Origin of the sequence: Kitasatospora sp. NPDC049285 (genome assembly GCF_040678815.1) — a bacterium.
In the GTDB taxonomy this organism is placed as follows: Bacteria; Actinomycetota; Actinomycetes; order Streptomycetales; family Streptomycetaceae; genus Kitasatospora.
On sequence record NZ_JBFAQR010000054.1, the window covers coordinates 1 to 22,938 of the forward strand.

The window sequence follows — 22,938 nt, forward strand, 5'->3', positions numbered from 1 at the left end:
TGCCGACATGCTGCAGAACGTCGACCGTACGCTCGACCCGAACGCGGCGGCGGCCTACCTCACCGACCGCATCAGCCATCTGGTAGCCGCCCGCCTCTTCACCCCGGGCCAGGTGCCGGACCGCTGGCGTCACACCAAGTGGGAGTTCGACAGCCTCAGCAGCCAGCTCGGTCCCCTGCTCGGCCACCTCATCCACCGCGAGCTTCGCACCTTCGGCCGTTCACCGGACTTCTACTTCTACTTCGACCAGGTCAAGGCGCTCCAGGCCTGGAACTACTGGAACCACCTCGACATCCCCGTGCCGTTCAACGGCACCATCCCCAAGGGCGAGATCGGCATCAACCCGGCCTATCCGGACCTCGAGTACCGGGTCTGGCGTGCTGAAGCCGACGAGGCCGGCCACCTCCACCCGACCGAGCAACTGGACCTCACCGTTGCTCCCCGCCTGGTTGATCTCCGCGCCACTCTGATGCGCAACAACCAGTGGTCCGCCGCCACTGCGGCCTGACCCACTTCGCGCCGCCGCGCTCCTGCGGCTCGACGCCCGCCATCGCCATCACCTGCCAGATGGGAGACGTTTGCCATGCCGCGGAACATTTCCGGCATATCGTCCATTGACCTGCTCGGCGAGCAGATGACCGCGCTGCTGGCCGACCCCGCCCTGGGCCATGGTCTGACGCGCACGTTGCGAGCTGCCCTCAAGGAAGTCGAGCTCAGCCGCTACCACCGGGCCAGCCAGCGGGCCTACCCGAACGGCTTGGACGAGCAGCCGACCAAGGTGCAGATCGGCGGCGGCAACCACCAGATCGACGGCTTCTTCAACATCGACTTGGTGCCACCGGCCGACCTGCTCTGGGATGTACGTGAAGGCCTCCCGTTGAAGGACAACAGCGTCGAGCTGCTGTTCAACGAGCACATCCTGGAACACCTCGACTACCCGCGGTCGGCCAAGGGCTTCGCCCGCGAGGCCTTCCGTGTGCTTGGCAGCGGTGGCCAGATCATCACCGGTATGCCGGACGCCGCCTACGTGCTCAACCGCTACCCGGCTGCCCCGGCCGGGGCCACCGAGATGATCGACCGCTGGTACTCCAAGCGCAGCTGCGTTGGGGACATCAACACCTTCCTCGACCTCATCAACTACGTCTTCCGCGACCAGGACGACGACCCTAGCTACACCCCGCACCTGTGGGCGTACGACTTCGAGAAGCTGGCCCAACTGTTCACCGAGGCCGGCTTCACCACCGTGAAGCGCTGGCCCTTCGACCCCACCCTGGCCAACCCGAAGCGCGAGTGGGCCAGCATCTACGTCATCGCCACGAAGTAGCTCCGCCCCAACCAGCGCGGTGGTCTGGGCGCACCGGGCCACCGCCTCGCCGGGAGGCGTCTGCAATGCCGCAAGTCCCCACTGCGCCCCGAAGCTACCTGTTGCTGGCCGACACCCCCAACGCCGTCGGCTGGGCCAGGCGCCACACTCGCGACATGCTGACCCGCTGGCGGATGCCGCCCGACCTGACCGACAAGGTGCTGGTGGTCGTGTCGGAGCTGGCCACCAACGCGGTTCAACACCCCGGCTCGAAGCAGCCGGAGCGGCTGACCTCAGCCGAGCTCTCGAAAGTGCACGCCTTCGGGCTGGACCTTCATCTGAATGGACAGGCCATCCTGGTGCAGGTCGCCGACCGTGACCCACGCCCGCCGGTGCTTCAGCACGTCAGCGAAGATGCCCAGAGCGGGCGCGGCATCTTCTTGGTCGAAGAGATGAGCAGCCAGTGGGGCTTCTACTACCCGCCGAGCGGCGGCAAGGTGGTCTGGGCCGAGCTGACGCCCAGCACGCAGGAGCCACCGGCTGAGCCCTCGACAGCCGTTCCACGGCCAGTGTCGAACCGCGCGGGTCGAGCCAAGCCACTCCAGCCCCTCACCAACGAGCAGCTACGGCTTGACGACCCACTCCTTATGGGCCGAGTACTGGTCGGGCTGCGGGAACTGTAAGGCCGTCGCGCAACTGATCTGATTCAGCCCGAGGAGCAAAGAAGAGCCCCCGAAGCTGTCGCTGCGGGGGTTCTTAGGTTGCAGATGCACGAGGCATTGCGGCCCATTAGGGCCATGCATCCGGCTAAGCCGACCCGCTCCTGTGGGGCCAGCTCTGCGACCCTTATGCCATCCGCCCGGCTCCACACCTATTTCGGTGTTATTCCGCGCTCCCGCAACTCCGCGTACAGTTGCTCCGACCGCTCAAAAACCCAATGAGCAAGCCTAAGAGCGTTAATGGGTGTATGACCTTCAACCTTGTGCCGCGAAAGCCACGTATCCAATACCATGGAGACCCACCCAGAAAGCTGGCCAAGCAGCCCCAGCGGGTGATCGCCGATGGCGCCAAATTCGGTATCCCGATTCATGGCTCGGATGATCTGAACTATCGCTTCGTAGCGAGTCAAGAAGTCGGGATGAGTCTCTTGAGAACCGCTGCCAGCTATCCAGGAGTCATTGATATGCGCCAGTGCAGTGAGGCCGATAATCGAGCCGATGGTGGCGCGGTAGGTTCGCTCCCTTGATCGCACCCCAGCAAGCTCGCCAGTAATGATAAGCACCGCCAGAGCATCCGCTCGCAACTCATCGACCTGAGCCGCATTCAGCTCCTCACTGCCCATCGGAGCACTATACTGCTTCAAGGCGTCATCTAAGGCCTTGTTGATATGGGCAGCTTGTCGATATCCATCATCTGTGTGACCGAGAAGGTGATGGGCAAACTCATGCGCAATCACAAACTCTTCGATGGACACGACAGCCTTGGCGTAACTTTCTTGGCTGCGGCCTGCTGGAAGCTCTCGCAAGAGCGGATGGGCAGCGCGAATTGATCCCTGCCGAAGCCAGCTGGCTCTAGACTGTTCCGCCACAAGGATGGGCTCGAAACCGCCGCGCTCGACCTCCTCAAGGATCATCAGCAAAATCTCATTATCCTCGTCATCCTGGTCGTCCCAGTCGATCTTTGAGCCGAGAGTCTCGATCATGGCGAAGTACTTGCTGTACAGGACCGCATAAATCATTGCGGCGGCCGTGATGCCATAGTTCATTTCAACTACGCCCACCTCGCCCGATCGCCATGCTTCAGCGTTGGCAGCACCGAATAGATTTCTACCTACGTAGATATTCCGAACGCGCGCCTTCCACGGCCCTGGGAGCAGGTTGATGAGATCCTCGGCCACGGCAGCAATTTCCGGGCAATTTGACCGTTCAGGCACGGTCTCCAGATACTCGGCGAACCGAGGGTTCTTGAGCAGCTCCGTGTTGCCCTGCGACTGAAAGAGCGTCTTCCAGATATTCTGGTCAGGCAGCCTCCGGACCTCATGGAATGACTTCCTGGATTGCGCAAGGTTGAGCACATCTACCCCCAGACTCAAAGCACTGGTCACCCGCCCAGGTGAAGATACACCCGCAAAAGAGCCTGCCGCACGAGATCCAGGAAGTTGATCACCCGAGACATCGAAGCTGCGGAGCCGACCAACTTGCTCGCTCATCGCCAATCTGCCCAACCGCCTGGCTATTGAAAGGGGCTCGATGTTCATATATCTTGAGAGCTGGCGACCTTAAGGGCCGCCAGCTCGGCAGCTATGCGCCGCATCTACTCCACACGGGGAAACGTGGAAAGATGCGAAGCATCAAAGGCTAATTAGCTATTGACGTCACTGGTCGAACAGTGCTCGAATAGTATTCGCAGCTGCCCGCCAAGAGAAACGAAGAGTCCCAGTAGGGGCTTTTTTCGTTTCTGTACAGCCTAAATTGCCAGGTTCGAATTTATCGCTATTGGGCCCGTCCAGCGGCAGGACCTCGGCCAGCAGCCACCTCGCACGCTGGTTGTACGTCGGTTCAAGCTGCTCACCGTCGAGGGTGAGCCTGTCGAACAACTCACCCATGAGCTCCCGCTTCCGGTCGTTGTCTTGCGACTGCCGGAACTCGTCGGCCGCCTGCTGGGTCATCTCCACGAAGCTGAATGCCTTGTCGAGGTACGACGTGTCGTCGGCCTCCATCGCCCTCAACTGCCTTGAGATATCAGCTTGCTGGGCATGTAGCGATACGGCCTTCACGTCGTAGTCACCTGCACTGATGCGGCCATCCAGCCGGTCGTCGTACAGGACGGTCAGCTTGGCCTTGATTCGCTCGACTTCTTGCTTCAGCCCTTCCTGGGCGACCTCCTGGAGCGACAGCTGCGCTCGTAGGCCGGCCTCGATCTCTGCCTTGAGCCATGCGGCCAGACGTGGCCGTGGAGCCCGGAGCCCGCTCATCGCGCTGACCACCTGCCGCTCGACCAGCTCTTGCCGGACGAAGCGTCGCCGGCTGCACGCCCGCGGCTTCGGGCACTTGCCGTACCAGGAGCCTTTCTGGTTCTCCCAGACAAGCAAGCCCTGGCAGGCCGAGCAGGTCACCAGGCCCTGGAACAGCGGGTGATGTGTCCGGTACCGCTGGATCTCGTGGCTGCTGCGCGACAACGCCCGCTGCACCTTCTCGAACAACTCCACCGCGATCATCGGGTCGTGGCTGCCGGGGTACTGCTTGCCGTTCCACCGGATCACGCCGATGTAGTACGGGTTGTGCAGCATCCGGAAGACCCGGTCGCGCTTCAGCGGCTTGCCGTCGATCAGCAGGCCGCGCCGGGTCATCTCATCGGCTAACGACGTTATGGTGAAGTGCTTGGTCGCTGCCAGCTTGAACATCTCCACGATAAGCGGCGTCATCTTTGCCATCGGCCGATGAAGCTTCCGACCCCCATCCAGCACGGTTTCGTATCCGGGTGGTGGCGGCGCTGGCAGCCAGCCTTGGCGCAGCTTCTCTGTCTGCCCTTTGCGGACTTCCTCGCTCAAGTTGTCGGTGTAATTCTTAGCGACCACAACATGCATACCCCAGACGAACTTGTCCTGCGAGGACGAGTTCTTGTGGAGTACGAGCGAGTTCTTAGGGCAATGCAGCCGACGGCGCTCGTCCGTCTCCAGCCACGCTTCGACCATGACGGCGTCCGTCAGGTTGCGCAACAGGCGGTCGACCTTCTCACACACAAAGTGGAGGATGTTCTGCTTCTTCAAGTAGGCCATAGCCTCGTTAAACGTCTTGCGCTGCACCGCTTTGGATGCGCTTTCCGAGATGAAGAAGACTTTGACGACCTTCAAGCCGGCTCGCTCGCAGTAGTCGCGCAGGTAACGCTCCTGCGCTTCGAGTGAGTACCCTTCTTGCTCTTGTTCTTTGCTCGACACCCTCACCAGGATGACGACTTGTGTTAAGTTGCTACTCGTAGAACCTCCTTCTCCGGCATTGCCGGATAGTTACTGAAAGTTCCCCGTGCGCGCATTATGCGACATTCCCATGGGGAGTCAAGCATTAGCACGACGCTTCGCGGCTTCATGCTCAGCCACTCGACGCTGCACGGCCAGCTTGGTGAGGGCGGTATAAAAGCGAGTGAGCCAGTCGGCGACCTCAGCGACTTCCTTCGAGCTGAAGCGCCGACCGTACTCGTCGCGCAGGATAGACCGGAGTTCGTCCAGTGATTGAGCATGACTCCGAGAAAGGTTGGGCATGTGGAACCTCCTTGATAAATAAAGAAACCTGCCCGGACCAGATAACTGGGCCGGGCAGTTGATGTGTTACGCCCGGACGACTTCTCGCGCGAGCTTCAGCGCCTGAGCCTTCAGCGGCTCGGGCTTGATGAGCGTCCGGTTGAGCTTGGTTTCCCAGCTGTGGCACCGCCGTACGTGGTCCAGGTACTCGCCAGCGGCCTGTACGAGGCCGTAGGCGCTTTCCGAAATCGGAGCGGTAGTCGGAGACGCCAGAATGTCCCGAACGGCCTTACGGGCCTCCTCGACGTTTCTGGCGACTCGGTCAGTCACCAGCCCCTCGGGCGGCATGGGGATGAACTCCCGGACGAACAGCTCGCGCTGCTTGGGGGTGACGCGGATGCCCAGCAGCTCAGTGGCCAGTTCCTCGTACGCCTTCAGTTCTCGCCTGGCCCCGGTGACGGCTCGGCGGGCTTCTTCGAGCCGGTCGCGCCAGCGGCGCTTGTGGACGAACGAGAAGGTGGTGCCGGTACGCTCACCCTCCAGCTCGGCCGCGCGGAAGGTGTTGGCGCAGACGATGCGCACCGCCGTGGCGCGCAGGTTGCAACCGCCGGGTTGACCGTGTCGGTTGGTGATGCCGAGGTACGGCAGGGTCAGCGAGTCATCGCCGGGCAGCTGGATCGGTTCGTCCAGCAGCGCCAGGCACCAGACCGAGCGGCCACCGTCCAGCGCGCCGGCCGTTTCCCACTTCACGTTGGGTTGGGCCAGGACGGCTTCTACGATCTCGCCCATCTCCTGGTGGTCGATGACCGTGTAGCTTTCCCGGTTGATCCACAGCGTGGCGTGGGTGTCGGACCGCACGATGCGCTGCCAGCCCTCAACAGGTTGGTACAGCGACTGGCCGTGCTCATCTACCCCGACCAGCTCGAACACCGGCTCGGTGGTGGGGTTCCAGGTGAGGCCGGCAAGCTGCCGAGCCTCCTCCCAGGTGGTGGGGTGCTGATCGAGGACCAGGCCTTCGCGGTGCCAGGGCATCTCCCGGACCGAGAACATCGAGTCAACGTTGGCAGGCATGGTTGCTTTCCTTGATCTTGAGCATGAGAAAGGCAGCCCACCTGGGGTTGATGAGCTGCCGGTTGGTTGAAGGAGGGGCTACCGCAGACGACCGCGCAGGTCGTTCCAGCCGTAGCCGCAGTTGGGGCTGGGCTCGCCGATGAGCACTTCTACGGGCACCACGTCGGTGTCCTCGTTCTCCCAGCGGTGACGCGCCAGCACGTGGAGGACGGCGTCGAGGGCGCAGCAGTAGTCGAGGACGTAGGTGTACGGCTTCTCGCCGTCGTAGCGTTCGACGCCCGCGACGGTCACCGTGTAGGTGCTCATCACGGTTCGCCGGCCTGCTCAGCGGTGAAGTTGAGCAGCGCCCGGTCGACCAGCACCTCGTAGTCGAGGCCTTCGGCCACGGCCAGGTGGTACAGGTCGGCGAGCAGGTCGCTGATCTGGGTCTCGATGGATTCGATGTGCTCCCAGTCCCCATCCGGAAACTGGTCAACGTACGCCTCCACCGCAACTCGGGCCGCCTCAATCATGATCACGGTGACCACTCCGTTCCGCCGGTGGGCTGCTCGACGTCGACGTACTCGAGCGCAGCAACCTCGAAGGTGCTGGCCGGGTGGACGGCATCGGCGTAGCCGGCCACAGCCAGACCGGTGAAGAACCGGATCTGCTCGGCCAGCCAGCGGCGGGCGAGCTCCTGGTCCACCTCCTTACAGCCGGAGGCGAAGGTGATACGCAGCAGCAGGTCCATGACGGCCTACAGCTCGGTCACCGTGCTGATGTGCACGTCATACGAGGAGGAGTCGGTATCGACGTTGTCCAGCTCGGACAGGTCCGGCGTCAGGTAGTGCTGAGCGTCGTCCTCGGCAGCGTCGATGCTGCTGTTGTCGACCTCGTAGGAGCCGGAGATCGTGTACTCGACCTTGACTCTGGTGCTGTAGGGCGCGAAGTCGAAGGCGGCCAGGAATTCGTCCAGCCCGCCGCGGCAGATCAGCCCCTCCTCGTGCCGCTCGATCGCGTACTCGCGGATCTCCTCCAGCTGAACCTCGTGCGCTCGGTCCTGTTCGACGATCTTCTGCAGGGCGGTCTCCTGCACCAGCTTCAGCGCGCCGTGCAGCTGTTCAGCCTGGACAGCGTGGTCGGTGACGAAGTCGGCTCCCAGCGAGGTGGTGGCGGTAGTGGTGACACGGCCGGCCTGGAACAGCTCGACCAGGCCAGTGGCCGGGTCGAGCAGGCGCAGGATGACGCCGGTCTGGTCGCCCATCTGGACGACGGCGGGCAGCATGGCTGCCAGGTCCCGCGGCGCGATCTCGCGCAGTATTTCAACGGTCAGCTCAGACATGGCTGACGCTCCTTCATACATGAAAGTGCAAGTGCTGATTCCGGTTTGAGGCCCAGCACTCGTGGCCCCGGGCAAACGCCCGCCCGGACGGCCGAGGGTGCTGCTCGGCGGGCCAGGTGGACGTTCGATGTGGTGAAGGAAGGTGGAGCCCGTGCTGGCGGGCACGGGCTCCGGTTGGTGTGGGGCAGCCACTACAGCTCCTCGGTGGCGACGTTGAGCACGAAGTCCACCTCCTGATCGGCGACATCGAGCACGCCCATCAGGTCGGGGCCGAGGTGCGCTTCGGCTTCGCGGATCGCGGCCAACGGGCTGCTGTTGACCTCGTAGCTGCCGGAGATGGTGTAGGTGACCTTGGTACGGCAGCCGTACGGCTCGAACCCGAACTCCTCCAGGAAGGCGTCCAGTCCCTGCTGGTCGATGACGCCCTGCTCCCGGGCGGCGATGGCGTACTGCCGGATCGCGGCGAGTTGCTCAGTGTGGGCCTGGCGCTGCTCGGCGTGAGCCTCGAAGGCCACCCGCCGGCAGATGGTCAAGGCCTCGACGGCCTCAGCCAGCGCGGCGGCTTGGGCGGCCGGGTCGGTGATGGGCTCGAAGTCGAGAGCGGCTACGGCAACCTGGACGATCTGGGCGGCGTGGTACAGCTCAACGCGGTGATCGCCGAGCTGGCGCAGGATGACACCAGCTCGTCCGTCGATCTGGACAGCAGCCGGCAACAGCCCCGCCAGCCCTTCGGGTGCAATCTCGCGCAGGGTTTGGACGGTCAGCTCGGACATGGCTGACTCCACTTCGTTGCAAGGTGCAAGCGCTGATTCGGAGACGGGCTCAGCACTCAGTGGCCCCGGGCAGACGCCCGCCGAACTGGCCATCGCGATGGCCAGTCGGGGTGGACGGCCGCTACAAGCGGGCCTGGCAGCGGTAGCAGCGCTCGTTGTCCGTGCGCTCCCACTCAGGCATCACCTTCGGAAAGCGGTATGTGCTGAAGCTGTTCTCATCGAGGCGGTTGATATCCAACCGCTTCGCTTCGTGATCGAGGCATTGCTCGGCGCTGGGCCATTGTGTGCCGAAGAGGTCAATGTCGTTGGGGGTGAATAATTCCCTTATGCAATCGGCGCAGTATGACTGCTCGCCGTAGTAATAGGCAGGTGCGTAGTATGTTCTCATCGGGGGTCGTCTCCATGCCACATGTGGCAGTTAGGTTGGCGTGACCGGACGTGAGCTTGTATGGCACAAGCAGGAACCAGCCCCCTTCTGGTTGCATATATTGTGGAATCGAGCTACGTGAAGCCGAGGAGCGAAATGGCGTCGGCTGGCGTGGCCACTGTGAACAAATTTCTTATTCGCTCTGGCCGGTTGCCGACCACGGCCTGGATACGGGCGACCTCATCGGCCGTCGGGGCAAGCAGCAGAATGCGGGGCAGCCGGCTATCCAGGCGCTGCTGGCAGAAGCAGGCATATTGATAGAAGTTAGCACATGCCGTTGAAATCCGGCCGCCTTTCTCATCGTTGTGATACGCAGCTACGAGCCAAGGTTGTTCCGCACCCCCTCTGGCCACCGAGAACATCGCGTCTGGCTTGACCAGAATTTCGTCTTCTACGTCCTCTCGGTCAAGGCCGTGATACTTCCGCCAAGCATCGGGATAAGCCTGAAAGCGCAGCGGGCTGACTCCTCCTCGGCGGGCGTTATCAGCGAGCCGTACAAACAGCTCGGTCACGGCTAACCGATGCCGTAAGGCCGTCCCGTACGGCGCGGCGGTCGGCGACAAGGCAACCCGTGTATCGGCAGCAACGCCACTGAGCCAGCGGCCGACCTCGGTAGGGATAAGGACATAGCCCATGACCAAAGGTCGTTTTTCGCGCTTTATGAGATGGAGCTGTTCCAGCCGCTTGGCACAGAGGCTGGCCTTACGGGTGCGCTTGGCGACGTCGGCCTCAGCGGGAAACACGTAGCGACCTAACTGCGCCACGGTGGCGGCATGGACAGTCGCGAGCATCACCAGTGCGCTCTTTTCGTCCTCCAGGAGCCCAGTGGCTGTGGCTCGATACGGCACCAGGAGGTAGCGGGTGGCGACTTCCCGGCTGACCGAGCGCTGAAGTAGGCGATCGGCATGAGCCTCAATATCGTAATTTCGCTTGACGAAGTTCAGCATTAGTACGGTGCGTCCTTGTTTAGGTGTTGCTCGTAGTGGCAGCGGGAAGGGGCTGGTGCAGCGCCTCGACGGCCGCCGCCTCGGTGGTGACGACAAACAGCCCTTGGGCATCGGCTGGCTGCTGAGTGACCACGTGGCGGATGACGGCGGCTCGGGCTTCATCAGGGACGATGAACATGACGCCAGGGAAGACGCGGTGTCGTTCCTGCTCCACCCCGGTCAACTCGTACGCCCGGTACACGCGGCACTTCTCGTCCAACCGCTTCGGTGGCTCGGTGGCGCGGTCGATCTCAACGAACCAGTTCAGTCGCGGCTGGTCTTCGACGCGGAGTCTGACCAGTGCGTCGGGGCGGCAGTACTCCTGCCCGTAGGTCATGGGGTTGCGATACACCCGCCAGGCGGCCGTCTCGGCCTGGAACTCGATCACTTCCGAGGTGCCGTCCCGTGCCCGCTCGGCCAAGCGGACGTACAGCTCGGTGATGGCCAGCCGGTGGGTCAGGAAGGCATCGGCTGGTCGCCAGTCGCGGCGCTTGCCGGCCCCGGGCACGTTGGTCGCGCCGATCAGCTTGGTGCCGACGGGCGTCAGCACGTGCACGTAGCCCGGCTTGCCCGGCCAGCGCTGGCGGGACAGATCGCGGTAGCGCCGCACCAGTCCGCAGTCGATCAGTCGTCGCAGGTTCCGGTGAGCCAGGGGACGAGCAGTCGTCGGCTGGTAGTCAGCGAAGGCGACCCGGGCGACTTGCGCCGCGGTGGCCAGGTGCACGGTGCCCAGCACCCGCAACACGGCCAGCTCCCCAGACGTGAGGCTGTCGGCCAGCACGGCGAGGCGTGAGGCAGTGATGCGACGGACCGACGGCTTGGGCGCTTGGGACATAAGGAGTTCTCCAGTGAGCTAAAGATGATGAAGCGAGAGGGAGATAGTCGGCTCGCTTAAGGTCTGGGATCAGGGCTCTGACCAGGTATGACGGCCGATGAGGCCAGGCGGGCTTTTGGCAGGGTTTCGAACACCCGCCGCCTCGCTCTACCCGCTGCCGCGAGGGCTCTCGGCACCACTGGCCGGACGGGCTTGCCGGCGTTCAGCGATCTCCTGCTCAACTTCGGCACGGTCACGTCCGAAGGCCTGCCTCGAGTAGGCGCGGGCCTGCTGGCCGAAACCCGTGGTCGGCGGCGGAGCGCTGGTGGCGATGGTCACCGGCTCGCTCACCTGGCCGTTCGTCACGACGGCCGCCACGGCGGTGCGCGGCTCCAGCGTCAGCAGGTCCTCGGGCTTCACCAGCGGCCCAAGCGACCGGGCCAGCGTAGTGGCGTCGTCCGCCCCAGGCTGGAGCACCACCTTGGTGCGGGCCTCGCTCAACAAGGCGGCTCGTAGGTGCGGCGGCACCTGGGTGATGTGCTGGAGGGCAGCCACGATGCCGAGGAAGTGTCCACGGGCCCGAGCCAACATGTCGGACAGGTCAGCCCCACTGCGCAGGAAGCGCGCAGCTTCATCGATGTAGAGGAACGTCGGCCGGCGCTGCTCACGGCTGACGGCTGCCCGGCGCATGGCCGTGTTCCAGACCATCCCGACCAGCAGCCCACCGAGCAGGTCCACGGCGTACGAGCCGGCCAACCCCGAAGGCAAGGCCACGAGCAGGATCTTGCCCTGGTCAATGACCTGCTGCATGGTCCAGGCCGGCCGCGCTTGGCCGAGCATGGCCCGCAGCTGGCGGCGATCGGTCAGGGGTGACACCTTGTTGATGACCGCTGACACCGCTTGGCCTCGTTCGCCTTCGCTCCACGCGTTGAAGCGGGAAAAGAACGCTCCTACGGTCGGAGCGAAGGCAGGATCGAGGCGGGCCAGCAGCGAGGCACGGAAGGCGTCGTTGGTCAGCACCGGCTGCAGCTCGACTAGCGTCATGCCGGGCGTGGCGGCCAGCAGCACCAAGGCCGACTTGAGGACTTCCTCCAGCCGCGGTCCCCAGCTGTCGGCGTTGGCCCGGATCAGCTCCAGCACCTGGTCGGCCACCAGCTCAGCATCTTCCTTGGCACAGGCCAGTGGGTTGACGCCCACCGGCCGGTCGTCGGCCGCGTCGAGGTAGATCAGGTCGTGAACCCGGTGCTCGGGGATGCGGTCGGCTACGTCGCGCGCCAGATCACCACCGGGGTCGAGCAGGATGACGCCGCGGCCGGCCTGGATGTCCTGGGTCAGCTGGCCCAGCAGCAGCGTGCTCTTACCGGAACCAGTTGGTCCGGTAACGAGCTGGTGCATCAGCCCGTCGGTGGCGGTGACCGCGATGGGTCGCTGCATGCCATCGTAGACGGCGGTGCCCAGCACTCGGCCCTGCGAGGTCAGCTGGCGGCTCGGCGGAAAGACTCGACCACCCCGCAGGCTCAAGCCCGGCACGGTGGGGCCGGCCAACGGCCAGCCGATCATGGTGGCGACTTCGCGAGCGTTGACGTGCATCGGTGCCGCCGGCCAGCCGGTAGTGGCGTTGGCCAGCAGCTTGGCCGCGCGCCGGGGCAACCAGCGCGGCACCAACGCCGCGCCATTCTGGTCAAGCTGGTGCAGGGTGGCCATGAGCCGGCCGACCAGGAAGTGGGCCCGGGCTTGGTTCGGCGCAGTGGCTCCAGCCGTACCGACGACGGCGAACCAGGGCTCGGCGGTCTTGGCGGCGAAGTCGGCCAACACCTGCCTGTTCGGCTTGGGCGGTGGGGCGGCCGTGAACAGCCGCGCCACCTCTTGCAGCCACGGTGGTAGCAGTTCCCCTTCAGCCCGGTGGTGGGCCAACGGCTTCGCTGGCGTCCGCACGGGAGCAACGACGAGCTGGTACAGCAGCGTCTCGCCCCGGCCGATCGGTTGGAAGGTGCTGAGCAGGCTGGTGGCGAACACCTCAGCCGCGTCCGTCCGCAGGGGGCGGGCCGTCGTGGTGAGGTGAATGCGCCGCAGCCAACGGGCCTCCGGCAACGCCGGGGCCACCAGCTCGGTGGTGCGCAGACCCGACACGATGCCGCGCAGCTGGCGCAGCAGCACGTCGGCCTGGTGCTCGGGCAGCCGCAGCCGGTACTCGATGCGGCCGACGAGGCCCACCGTCTCGAACACGGCGGAGTCGCGGCCGAACAGCCAGCCTCGCTCCGGGCGCAACCGCGTCAAGGCGTGCAGAAAGGCAGTGACCTGCTGGATAGACAGGTCACGCGGGAATTCGAGCCGGTAGGTCAACCGGCCAGCGTCTCGGGCTTGTTGATCGCGCAGGCGCAGAATCAGGATGAATGCGGTAGTGGCGCTAAAAAGCGCAGCGCTGGCGACCAGCGAGGTTGTGTCGCTCATGGACGCCCTCCAGCATAAGAAGAGCGTTCATGAGTGGCACCGGAGCCCGAGACGCTGCAATTCTGCAACGTCTCACCTGGCACATACCCCCCAGAGCCACAAAAATCCGCCGAGGCGAACTTTGTGGCGGTTGTGTAGATTGATGACTGCTCGCTCAACCCACAGTTAAATATTAGCATGAAATTGCCCCATTTGTCAATAGCCTTAAGGCTTAGCCAAGCCTTTTCTATCTGTTGGGGGATGCCGTTTCGGCGGGCTATTCAGCACTGCGATCGGTCATTTTGCGGCCCGCGGGCAGAAGGTGCGACACCACTTTGTTCGGGCCAAATACCCGAACACTTCGCTATGGTCGGCGGATGAGTCGGCTGATGATCGCCCAGACCACCAGCCCCAGCACGAGGTAGCCGATGAAGTGCTGGAGCAGCTGGCCGGCGATGATGACGCCCACCGCCAGGGCGACCACCCGCAGCAGCGTGCCGCGGTCGGGCATCACGACGGCTGCTCGGGCGTGAAGTCGGCCAGGGTTCCAGCCAGCGCGTAGGCGATGGCCAGGACCTCGGTCACCTCGCTGTACGCCGCTTCCAGCAGCTCACTGGCCTCGGTCGAGAGCATCTGCTTGGTGACGATGAAGGCCCGCAGGCGCGAGCTGGCCGTGATGACGGCCGAAGCATCGGCGTGAGCGGATTCCCGTAGAGCGTCGTAGGCGGCGATGGTGGACTTGAGGCCGGCCAGATCGGTGGCAGTCGGGTTGGGCTGAGCAGGCATGGCGATGTCCCCTACTGGTGCTGCGTGACGGCCAAGGAGCCGTCAACTGAAGACACCACCAGGCTCACGCCCTCTTCAGAGCTCTTGAAGTACAACCTCTGCCAGTTGCTTCGCTACGGTGCCGAGCCCAGCCGGGCCAGTCACAGCGGAGGGCACATGTTGCGGCGAAGCCGGACTAACCGCAACATCTTGCCGTGGAGGGTCTGCGCGTGCTCATCGCCTCAGCCCTGGGCCGGATCGTCGTGCCGATCCTGGAACAGCAGATCCCCGGTGCCACCGTAGTGGTGGCCACCAGCGAAGCCGAGATCCGGAAGGCCGTCGAGCACCAGGTCCGCTTCGACGTCATCGTGATCGACCTGACGTGGAACGACTACCGGGTCGAGCACGACTTCGACGGCCTCGACGTCTTATCCCTGCTCCGGGTCTGCGACCGTACTGGCCCGGTTATCTTCGCTGCTCAGGGCCATACCACCGAGCAGGAGCACTTCCAAGAAGCCATTCTTCAGCCCGAGGTCGTGGCCATCGTCCAGAAGGCCGACGGCACCGGGCCGCTCATCCGGTGCGTTCAAGCTGCCGCCTATCGGCACCCTCTACCGGCGGCGAACGCGGCCCATCAGTTCAAGACCAACCCCTGGTCGATCTACGCGTACTTCAGCCGGCCTCGTGGCGGAGCCACCGCTGCCCGGATCGCCGGGGCCATCGCGGCCGGCCGCGCCACAGATGCCGAGTCCTTGGCCTCCGCAGCCGGCTTACCGCTCAACACGGTCAACAAGCTGGTGCAGGTGCTCGGCCCCTTGATCCAGGCCCGCAGCGAGCACAACCCCTCCCTGCGCATGAACGCCCAGGTGATCTATCGCTGGTGTGGCGAACACTCCTGCTACATCCGCAGTTGGTGTCGGCGGAACATCTAAAGGGCAGACGATTCTCACCGGTCCCTTACCCGCCTGCCCATTGATCGCATTCATGATCGACTGGCAAAGTTCGACATCCACGAAGAACTGAGCGCCCAATACTACAGAGGGTACTTGACAGGCTACGCAATGCGCATGCGATGATCATTTTGCGGGCCGTCAAGAGTGGGAGGTACCTTGAGAAAGATCACCGCAAAATATTCACATCGACTGTGCCGGTTTGCGCGGCACCTCACGACACACTACCTGGCCAAGGTGATGCAAATGTCGCAATCTCCGGATGGGCCACGACGTAATCTTCTGCCAGAAACTATAGGCAGGAGGCTCTGGCACCGCAGATCAGCTCATCGTGCGCAGTTCACCGATCAGCTTCCTCTATCCGCAGAAGAAGTCAGGGCAAAGTTTTTCGTCGTTTCGGAGTCACGCGAGGAGCACCCGTCACCACAATGGCTGTCGGCATTCGGCATAGGGGCTTCGATGGCGGATGCAGATCGCCAGCTTGTTGTTAATCACCTTAGCGGCAAGTGTCAGTCCTGCAAAGATGCCGTTGATTGGGCACGCTCACACGCCGATCAGCTTCGCGGCCTGCCTCCCGTCCCGGAATAACGGCCCGATGCGGCGTATCGTCCTCGATACGCCGCCCGACCTGAACCTTGGAGAAACATCTCGAAGTGTCAGGTCGTTCTTTCTCCAATAGTAACAAAACCTACCACAGGTTCTGGCTGAGCGAGAAGGAATTTAACATGCAGCATCTCCATCTTGGAGCTGGAGGTCTGGGCCTAGGGCTTGTGGTTTGCACTACTGCCGCTATCCCTGAGATTGACGTAACGCTGGTGCAGCGAGCGGTAGGCGGTCCGCAGTGCAAGCTCGCACTGCTGAAGTCTCGCCAGAAGTACTACAGGCAAGTCTTCCCCGGCAGCGACCTGAAAGAAATTAGCGTTCCCAGGGTCCTCGACTCCTCTGATCTCGACGCCATACGAGCAGTTGTGATGCATCCCGACGATATTCTGCTCACAACAGCCCTAAGGGAGGGCGCCCTTGAAACGCAAACCGATCTGATCGGGCGACTCCTGTCCGAAAGGTCTTCCCTAGACCTCTCTGGCAAACAGATCTACATAGTCCCTTGCGAGAACACAGTGGGCCAGCTCTACAAGAATTTGGAAGGTTGCGACTTTGGGCCGAATGTTCACTTCCTCCGTTGCATCGTCGACCGTACCTGTAAGTACCCGATAATAAATGGCGAACTAGTAGTTCATACGGAAGAGTACGGCCGGTGGACCATAGAGAAAAAACCGCCTTTCACTGATCCTCTCATTCAAGCCTTAAGTCCTTATGGGGTGGAATTTGTCGAGGATCTGCAACCGCATCTGAAGAAGAAGCAGTGGCTGGTCAATGGCCCGCATCTAGCCCTAGCGGCCATGGCTTGGAGCTACCCCGCCAGAACGGATAGGCTTAACGAATTTGCCTCCAGTGAAGCCGGGCAGCATCTTCTCCTCGGTGTCCTCGCCGAGTCTAGCGATGCATATGTGCTAACCGAGCCCACCGCGGACCCATCAGGCGTGTTCCAGTTTTCTCAATCGATAAACCACCGTTTTTCATCCTTCCCGGATCGAACGTCCCGAGTTCTTTCTCGACTTCACCCAGACTCGCTGGAAAGTTTCTTGCGAGCTACCTATGAGCGGGTCGTCAGGCCTGCTACGGCTTTTCAGGAGACTCTGGACCGCCCGCCCGGTTATCTTTACTTAACGCTACGCACCGTGCATCGACTCATCTACGACAGGCTTTGGGTTTATCCTGAAATTCAAAGCTAGATCTATTTGCATTCGGGTGCGCTCAACTGGTCCACCCACCCTCCAAGAAAGCTCTGTCGCCCAGCCGCCTCCGCCTTTGAATCCAGGCCGTTTCGGACGAAGAAGCCTGACAGCGACTGCCAGCCGGTTATCTCCGAGCGGTCTATCTCGATGCGCTCGTACGGCTTGTAGAGTTGCCCATTCACCGTCATGTGGTGTTTGTTGGCCCGCTCCCAATACGGAAAATCTGGCGTCCACCAGTCCACCCACGGATCGGCTTTGCGTTGCGGTGATGACTCCCACAGCTCCACACCAGTCTTGGTGGTCGTGCCCGGCACCGTGGCGTAGTACGAGAGCACTTGGCCGTCGTCGGACGGGACGGAGCAGAAGCGGTTGGGCCCAGCGCTGGCAGTTGGCAGAGCCGCTTGGTCGCCCGAGCCGCCGCCGATCCCGCTCAGCACATTGCTCGCCATCACTCCTACAGCCACGGCGAGGACCAGCACCAGCACAGCTACCACACAGCGGGCCCAGTACCGGTATCCGCGTCGGGCCCGTGCTCCCTGCCTCGTAGGAGGCGGCGACGGTTTCGGCGCGGCTGGCTTGCGGATCGGCTCGGCGAGCTGGGCCGTGAGCGTGATGCTGGCCATGACCTCATCGAGCTGAACTCGGAGCTGGTCAGTCATGACGCCGATCGGTGCATCGGTCGGGATGCGCTGGCTGTAGAGGTACAGCGTCACCTCGGAGACGTCGCGGAACTCAGCCGGCCCCACGAACCAGAACAGCCCTGACTCATCCAGCACCGTGGCACGCCGGATGGTGGAGCCGTCCTCGAACCGCACCGTCACGACCCGCTCGGCGGACCGCTGGCCCGTAAAGGCCACTCCGAAGTCGACCGCCGGCGGTGTCCAGAGTGCCCGACGTGGTGCTGGTGGAGGAGGAGGTGGAGGCGGCTTCGGCCGCGAGCCAGCCGAGCTGGTGGTGCTGGCGTCGTAGTCAGCCCGCTTGGCCGGGTCGCTCAAGATCTCCCACGCCTGGTTGATGCGCACCATGTCGTCGTGAGCGCGGGTGGCGTCACCTTCGGGGCGACCGTCCGGGTGGGCGTGGCGCACCGCAGCCCGGTAGGCCCGGCGGATGGTGACCAGGTCGGCATCTGGCCGGACGCCGAGCACGGCGTAGTAGTCAGTGGAGTGGTCGGTCCTCATGGCCGTCGCCCCAGCACCACGGCAAGGGCCACGCGGCGCAACCGTGCTAGCACCGGGCTAACGGCTGCGCTGAACCACGCCAGGCGAACCCGGTTGTGACCGATACAACCCGACAGCTGCTGACCTGCGAAAACGGTACGGTGCGACATCACTCGTCACCGTCCGACTCGTCGTCCATCGGACTCTTAATCAGCGGGTCCGGGGTTCGAGTCCCTGGCGGCGCACAGACGGTCGAAGGCCCCTCGCGGAAGCGGGGGGCCTTCGGCGTTCCCGGGGCCTACGCGGCGATCAGGCCGTGCAGGGCGGTCTTGAAGGCGGCGGTGAAGGACTCCCGGACGGCCGGCGGCACGAGGTCGAGGGAGAGGTAGGGGTTGAGGTCCTCGAGTTCGACCAGCAGCAGGGCGCCCTCGGGGGTGCGGCAGGCGTCGACCCGCTGGATGCCGCGTTCCATGGTGTTCCAGGCGATGATCCGGTCGGCGAAGGCGAGGTCCTCGGCGGTCGGGTCGTACACCGCGAGCTCCCAGCGGCGGGCCGGGTCGGGGGCGTACAGCGCGTACTGGAAGGCGCGGTCGAGGTAGTAGAAGGAGACCTCGTACCGCAGGGGTATCCGCGGCTGGATCAGCATGCCGTCCAGCGGGAGGCCGGGGAGCTCCTCGGCGGTGGCGAAGACCAGGCCGATGGAGTCGGCGCCGAGCCTGGGCTTCACGGCGTACGCGGCGGCGGGCCCGAGGACGTCGAGGTCGGCGAGGCGGTCGACGGTGGGGATCACCGGGAGGCCCTCGGCGGTGAGGTCGAGCAGGTACTGCTTCCCGGCCATGTCCCCGCGGCCGGTCGGCTCGTTGTACACGCGGGTGCCGCGCTCCCGCGCCGCCGCGCGGAAGGCCGCGTACTCGGCGGGGTAGTTCAGCACCGGGCCGCTGTTGCGCACCACGACGGCGTCGAAGGCGTCCATCAGGGCGGCGGCGTCGAGCGGGTGGCACAGCGCGAGGTCGAAGTCCTCGCGCAGGCGGGCGGCGAGGGCGGTGTCCTCGTCGCCGTAGCGGCGGCCCTGCGCCGGATAGCTGAGGTCGGTGACGTAGAGGAGGTTCGGCCGCTTCATGGCGGCACCCTACTCGGCCGGACAGGAGGGGAGTTCTCGACTGTAAGGCGGATTTAAAGATCGTCTTAGGAGAAATGGGACATAGGTCCCTAACATCTGACAAGTCGATCAGTAAGGCTGGCGAGGTTCATGCCGTCGCCCGAGCGAGCAGCCCGTCCGGGGACTGCGGGAAGGTCTCCGTTGCCTCGAAAGCCTCGTGAACGAACGAAGCGGACCGGCTGGCGTCGGCTGATACCGACCTGGCGGATGACGCTGCTCGGGCTGGCCGCGTCGGTGGTGCTGGGCGTCGGCCTGTTCGCGCTCGGCGTGGTCCTGGTGAAGGTGCCGGACGCGCACGCGGCGGCCACCGCCCAGTCGAACACCTGGCTGTACTCGGACGGCACCGTGCTGGCCCGGACCGGGCAGACCAACCGGCAGAACGTCGCGCTGGACAAGGTCTCCCCCGCCGCGCAGCACGCCGCGCTGGCCGCCGAGGACCGCAACTTCTACAGCGAGGGCGCGGTCAACCTCAAGGGCATGGCCCGGGCGGCCTTCAACACCGCGTCCGGCGGTTCCACCCAGGGCGGCTCGACCATCACCCAGCAGTACGTGAAGAACGCCTACCTGAACCAGAAGCAGACCGTGAGCCGCAAGGTGAAGGAGATCTTCATCGCGATCAAGGTCGACGCCACCCAGAGCAAGGACGAGGTCCTCTCCTCCTACCTCAACACCTCGTACTACGGCCGCGGCGCGTACGGCATCCAGGCCGCCGCGCAGGCCTACTTCGGCGTCGACGCCGCCCAGCTGACGGCGGCCCAGGGCGCGTACCTGGCGACCCTGCTGAACGCGCCCAGCGCCTACGACGTCTCCTCCGCCAGCGAGGCCGGCCGGCAGAAGGCGACGGCTCGCTGGAACTACGTGCTCGACGGCATGGTGCAGCAAAAATGGCTGAGCGCCGAGGAGCGCGCCCAGACCGCCTTCCCCGAGGTGCTGGCCCCGAAGTCGGCGCCCGGGCTGTCCGGGCAGGCCGGCTACCTGGTGGCCGCCGCCAGCTCGTACCTGACCGACAACGGCATCATCAGCGAGGCGCAGCTCGCCCAGGGCGGCTACACCATCGCGCTGACCGTCGACTCCAAGCGGCAGCAGCAGCTGCAGGACGCGGTGCAGGACCAGCTGACCGCGAGCCTCAAGCCGGACAGCCGCAAGGTGGACGCCGCGGCGCAGGCCGGCGCGGTCTCGGTCGACCCGAAGACCGGTCAGGTGCTGGCGCTGTACGGCGGCGCGGACGCCACCAAGCACTGGATCGACAACGCCACCCGCACCGACTACCAGGCGGGCTCCACCTTCAAGGCGATCGCCCTGGCGGCCGCCCTGGACTCCGGGGCGCGCACCCAGTACGGCGACCGGATCAGCGCCGACACCGTCTACGACGGCACCAACCGCCGCTCGGTGCGCGGCGCCAAGGGCGTGCCGTACGCGCCGCCGAACGAGGGCGAGCGCAGTTACGGCCAGATCAGCCTGCAGGAGGCCACCGACTGGTCGGTGAACTCGGTCTTCGCGCAGCTGGCGCAGGACACCGGGCTGGAGAAGGTCCGCTCCACCGCGGTCGCGCTGGGGCTGCCCGCCGACACCCCGGGGCTGAAGGCGGTGCCGTCGATCCCGCTCGGCTCGGCCACCCCGAGCGTGCTGGAGCTGGCCGGGGTGTACGCGGCCCTGGACAACGACGGGCAGCAGATCACCCCGTGGCTGGTGAAGGGCCTGGAGCTGGGCGGCGAGCAGGTGGCGCTGCCCGGGCACAAGACCACCCAGGCGATCAGCAAGAACGCCGCCCGGTCCACCACCGCGATCCTCCAGGGCGTCATCGACGACCAGGGCGGCACCGGCTACCGGGCCGGCGCGCTGAACCGCCCGGCGGCCGGCAAGACCGGCACCACCGACGACTCCAAGTCGGTCTGGTTCGCCGGGTACACGCCCGAACTGGTCACCGTGGTCGGCCTGTTCGGGCAGGACCCGACCACCGGCAAGCAGGTCAGCCTGGACGGCGTCGGCGGGGCGGGCAGCGCGGCGGGCGGCAGGTTCCCGGCGCAGATCTGGACGGCGTACATGAAGTCCGCGCTCGCCGGGCAGCCGACCAGCGACTTCGCCGGCCCGGCCCGGGTGCCCTCGGCCGGCTCCGTCCCGTCCGCCTCCCCCAGCGGCTCGGCCTCGCCGAGCGCCGAGCCGACCGACGGCGGCAGCAGCGGCAGCGCCTCGGCCGTCCCGTCGCCGTCGGCGAGCGACCGCAGCAGTGCCACCGCCGGGCCGTCCGTCGGCGACTACGCGCAGCAGCGGCCCACGCGGTCGCCGTCGGCCCGGCCGAGCGGCGGCGGGAGCCGCACCCCGTCGCCGTCGGCCAGTGCCGGGGCGGACGCCACCGGCGGCCTGCTGGGCAATCAGGACCAATCAGCGGGTTAGCGCCTTACGGCGGAGGGGTCCGAGCTGGCACAATGCGGCGATGCACAGCAGCTCGGACCCCTCCGTCGTCTCTCCGCCGCCCGTCACCGCCCCGCTGGACGCCCCCGGCGGCGTCGCCCCGCCCGCGCGGCGGGCCGCCTCGGTCGGGCTCGGGCTGGCCCTGGTCTCGGCGTTCGCGTTCGGCGGGTCCGGCACGGCCGCCAAGCCGCTGATCGAGGCCGGGCTCTCCTCGCTGCACACGGTCTGGCTGCGGGTGGCCGGCGCGGCGCTGGTGCTGCTGCCGGTCGCCTGGAAGCACCGGCACGCGGTGCTGCGGCGTCCCGGGGTGCTGTTCGGCTTCGGGCTGCTCGCCGTCGCGGGCGTGCAGGCCTGCTACTTCGCGGCGATCTCGCGCATCCCGGTGGGCGTGGCGCTGCTGATCGAGTACCTGGGGCCGCCGCTGCTGATCGGCTACGTCCGGCTGGTGCAGCGCCGCCCGGTCTCCCGGCGGGCGATGGCCGGTGCGGGCGTCGCGGTCGCGGGCCTGGCCTGCGTGGTCGAGGTCTGGAACGGCCTCGGCTTCGACCCGCTCGGGGTGGCCTTCGCACTGGGCGCGGCCTGCTGCCAGGTGGGCTACTTCGTCCTCGCCGACGCCGGCCGGCGGGGCGAGCGCCCGGTCGACCCGCTGGCGGTCTCCGCGTTCGGCCTGCTGATCGGCGCGGTGCTGCTGACCGCCTTCGCCCGGCCGTGGGAGGCCGACTGGGGCGTGCTCGCCCGGGACGTCACGATGAACGGGCACCAACTGCCCGCGCTGGTGCCCGCGCTGTGGATGGTGCTGATCGCCACCGTGCTCGCCTACCTGACCGGCGTGGTGTCGGTGCAGTACCTGTCGCCGCCGGTGGCGGGCGTGGTCGCCAACCTGGAGGCGGTGGTGGCCACCGTGCTCGCCTGGGTCCTGCTCGGCGAGCACCTGGGCCTGCCGCAGCTGGCCGGCGGCGCGCTGGTGCTGGCGGGCGCGTTCGCCGCGCAGTCGGCGAGTCGGAAGTAGCCCGCCGCCCGACGGACCGTCAGGCCGGCAGGGTGCGGCGGTGCGCGGCGAGCTCCGGCCCGGTGGTGGTCGCGACGAACTCGGTGATCCGGTACGCGGCGGCGCCCTCCCGCGCGAACGGGTCGGTGGCGGCCACCGCCTCGATCGCGGCGCGGTCCCCTGCGGCGGCGAGGATCACGCCGCCGTCCCGCGGCACCTTGCGGCCGGAGGCCAGGAAGACGCCGTCCGCGTAGTGCCGCTCCAGCCACTCCACGTGCGCGGGCAGCAGGGCGTCGATCCGCTCCAGCGGGGCGGTGTAGGTCAGTTCGAGGATGAACACGTGATCATC

Annotated in this window: 24 protein-coding genes and 1 pseudogene; 7 read left to right on the forward strand and 18 right to left on the reverse strand. The window is 65.4% G+C overall.

Features of this window, described 5'->3' with window-relative positions; genetic code table 11:
- The 3 genes and pseudogenes from AB0K51_RS27030 to AB0K51_RS27040 all read left to right on the forward strand — a co-directional run.
- Nucleotides 1–508, forward strand: a pseudogene (locus AB0K51_RS27030) (hypothetical protein); the annotation flags it as partial.
- Nucleotides 509–583: 75 nt separating this feature from the next.
- A complete protein-coding gene (locus AB0K51_RS27035; RefSeq protein ID WP_363459752.1) occupies nt 584–1,324 on the forward strand; it encodes a methyltransferase domain-containing protein in 741 nt (246 codons plus the stop codon).
- Nucleotides 1,325–1,389: 65 nt separating this feature from the next.
- A complete protein-coding gene (locus AB0K51_RS27040; RefSeq protein ID WP_363459753.1) occupies nt 1,390–1,986 on the forward strand; it encodes an ATP-binding protein in 597 nt (198 codons plus the stop codon).
- 188 nt (nt 1,987–2,174) lie between these two features.
- Here the strand turns inward: AB0K51_RS27040 and AB0K51_RS27045 are convergent, their stop codons facing one another.
- From AB0K51_RS27045 to AB0K51_RS27115, 15 genes are all read right to left on the reverse strand, one after another.
- Nucleotides 2,175–3,512, reverse strand: a complete 1,338-nt coding sequence (locus tag AB0K51_RS27045) for a hypothetical protein (RefSeq protein WP_363459754.1) — start codon at nt 3,510–3,512, stop codon at nt 2,175–2,177.
- 165 nt (nt 3,513–3,677) lie between these two features.
- The gene (locus AB0K51_RS27050) at nt 3,678–5,246 is read right to left on the reverse strand and encodes a recombinase family protein (RefSeq protein WP_363459755.1); all 1,569 of its coding nucleotides are present in this window, start codon (nt 5,244–5,246) and stop codon (nt 3,678–3,680) included.
- Nucleotides 5,247–5,357: 111 nt separating this feature from the next.
- Nucleotides 5,358–5,561 (reverse strand): hypothetical protein, encoded by a 204-nt coding sequence (locus AB0K51_RS27055; RefSeq protein WP_363459756.1) that lies wholly within the window; start codon nt 5,559–5,561, stop codon nt 5,358–5,360.
- A gap of 66 nt (nt 5,562–5,627) precedes the next feature.
- Nucleotides 5,628–6,611 carry a DUF932 domain-containing protein gene (locus AB0K51_RS27060; protein ID WP_363459757.1) on the reverse strand — a complete coding sequence of 328 codons (984 nt, stop codon included), beginning with the start codon at nt 6,609–6,611 and terminating at the stop codon, nt 5,628–5,630.
- A gap of 78 nt (nt 6,612–6,689) precedes the next feature.
- Complete coding sequence (locus AB0K51_RS27065; protein ID WP_363459758.1) at nt 6,690–6,917, reverse strand: hypothetical protein; 228 nt, start codon at nt 6,915–6,917, stop codon at nt 6,690–6,692.
- Complete coding sequence (locus AB0K51_RS27070) at nt 6,917–7,129, reverse strand: hypothetical protein (protein ID WP_363459759.1); 213 nt, start codon at nt 7,127–7,129, stop codon at nt 6,917–6,919. The genes AB0K51_RS27065 and AB0K51_RS27070 overlap by 1 nt, the downstream gene beginning before the upstream one ends.
- Nucleotides 7,126–7,341, reverse strand: a complete 216-nt coding sequence (locus AB0K51_RS27075) for a hypothetical protein (RefSeq protein WP_363459760.1) — start codon at nt 7,339–7,341, stop codon at nt 7,126–7,128. The genes AB0K51_RS27070 and AB0K51_RS27075 overlap by 4 nt, the downstream gene beginning before the upstream one ends.
- A 6-nt stretch (nt 7,342–7,347) precedes the next feature.
- On the reverse strand, nt 7,348–7,932 hold the full coding sequence (locus AB0K51_RS27080) for a hypothetical protein (RefSeq protein ID WP_363459761.1): 585 nt from the start codon (nt 7,930–7,932) through the stop codon (nt 7,348–7,350).
- Between the two features lie 191 nt (nt 7,933–8,123).
- Entirely contained in the window at nt 8,124–8,705 is a 582-nt protein-coding gene (locus AB0K51_RS27085) for a hypothetical protein (RefSeq protein ID WP_363459762.1), read from the reverse strand.
- A 121-nt stretch (nt 8,706–8,826) separates the two neighbouring features.
- On the reverse strand, nt 8,827–9,093 hold the full coding sequence (locus tag AB0K51_RS27090; protein WP_363459763.1) for a hypothetical protein: 267 nt from the start codon (nt 9,091–9,093) through the stop codon (nt 8,827–8,829).
- Between the two features lie 113 nt (nt 9,094–9,206).
- A complete protein-coding gene (locus tag AB0K51_RS27095; RefSeq protein WP_363459764.1) occupies nt 9,207–10,079 on the reverse strand; it encodes a replication-relaxation family protein in 873 nt (290 codons plus the stop codon).
- Nucleotides 10,080–10,098: 19 nt separating this feature from the next.
- Complete coding sequence (locus tag AB0K51_RS27100) at nt 10,099–10,953, reverse strand: replication-relaxation family protein (RefSeq protein ID WP_363459765.1); 855 nt, start codon at nt 10,951–10,953, stop codon at nt 10,099–10,101.
- 147 nt (nt 10,954–11,100) lie between these two features.
- Nucleotides 11,101–13,383 carry a hypothetical protein gene (locus AB0K51_RS27105; protein ID WP_363459766.1) on the reverse strand — a complete coding sequence of 761 codons (2,283 nt, stop codon included), beginning with the start codon at nt 13,381–13,383 and terminating at the stop codon, nt 11,101–11,103.
- A gap of 343 nt (nt 13,384–13,726) precedes the next feature.
- A complete protein-coding gene (locus AB0K51_RS27110; RefSeq protein ID WP_363459767.1) occupies nt 13,727–13,873 on the reverse strand; it encodes a hypothetical protein in 147 nt (48 codons plus the stop codon).
- A complete protein-coding gene (locus tag AB0K51_RS27115; protein WP_363459768.1) occupies nt 13,873–14,148 on the reverse strand; it encodes a hypothetical protein in 276 nt (91 codons plus the stop codon). The genes AB0K51_RS27110 and AB0K51_RS27115 overlap by 1 nt, the downstream gene beginning before the upstream one ends.
- 194 nt (nt 14,149–14,342) lie before the next feature.
- Here AB0K51_RS27115 and AB0K51_RS27120 point away from each other — a divergent pair, with 194 nt between their 5' ends.
- Both AB0K51_RS27120 and AB0K51_RS27125 read left to right on the forward strand, forming a co-directional pair.
- Nucleotides 14,343–15,059, forward strand: a complete 717-nt coding sequence (locus AB0K51_RS27120; RefSeq protein ID WP_363459769.1) for a hypothetical protein — start codon at nt 14,343–14,345, stop codon at nt 15,057–15,059.
- A 743-nt stretch (nt 15,060–15,802) separates the two neighbouring features.
- Nucleotides 15,803–16,870: a hypothetical protein gene (locus AB0K51_RS27125; RefSeq protein ID WP_363459770.1), complete on the forward strand. Its 1,068-nt coding sequence runs from the start codon at nt 15,803–15,805 to the stop codon at nt 16,868–16,870.
- Nucleotides 16,871–16,872: 2 nt separating this feature from the next.
- Here AB0K51_RS27125 and AB0K51_RS27130 read toward each other — a convergent pair whose 3' ends face one another.
- Together AB0K51_RS27130 and AB0K51_RS27135 are read right to left on the reverse strand one after the other, a co-directional pair.
- Nucleotides 16,873–18,051: a J domain-containing protein gene (locus AB0K51_RS27130; RefSeq protein WP_363459771.1), complete on the reverse strand. Its 1,179-nt coding sequence runs from the start codon at nt 18,049–18,051 to the stop codon at nt 16,873–16,875.
- A gap of 277 nt (nt 18,052–18,328) precedes the next feature.
- Nucleotides 18,329–19,150 carry a hypothetical protein gene (locus AB0K51_RS27135; protein WP_363459772.1) on the reverse strand — a complete coding sequence of 274 codons (822 nt, stop codon included), beginning with the start codon at nt 19,148–19,150 and terminating at the stop codon, nt 18,329–18,331.
- 246 nt (nt 19,151–19,396) lie between these two features.
- Between AB0K51_RS27135 and AB0K51_RS27140 the strand changes: the two genes are divergently transcribed.
- Together AB0K51_RS27140 and AB0K51_RS27145 are read left to right on the forward strand one after the other, a co-directional pair.
- On the forward strand, nt 19,397–21,583 hold the full coding sequence (locus tag AB0K51_RS27140) for a transglycosylase domain-containing protein (protein WP_363459773.1): 2,187 nt from the start codon (nt 19,397–19,399) through the stop codon (nt 21,581–21,583).
- Nucleotides 21,584–21,623: 40 nt separating this feature from the next.
- Nucleotides 21,624–22,610, forward strand: coding sequence for an EamA family transporter (locus AB0K51_RS27145; protein WP_363459774.1), 987 nt, complete (start codon nt 21,624–21,626; stop codon nt 22,608–22,610).
- Between the two features lie 19 nt (nt 22,611–22,629).
- Here the strand turns inward: AB0K51_RS27145 and AB0K51_RS27150 are convergent, their stop codons facing one another.
- A complete protein-coding gene (locus AB0K51_RS27150; protein ID WP_363459775.1) occupies nt 22,630–22,929 on the reverse strand; it encodes a YciI family protein in 300 nt (99 codons plus the stop codon).
- Nucleotides 22,930–22,938: the final 9 nt, after the last annotated feature.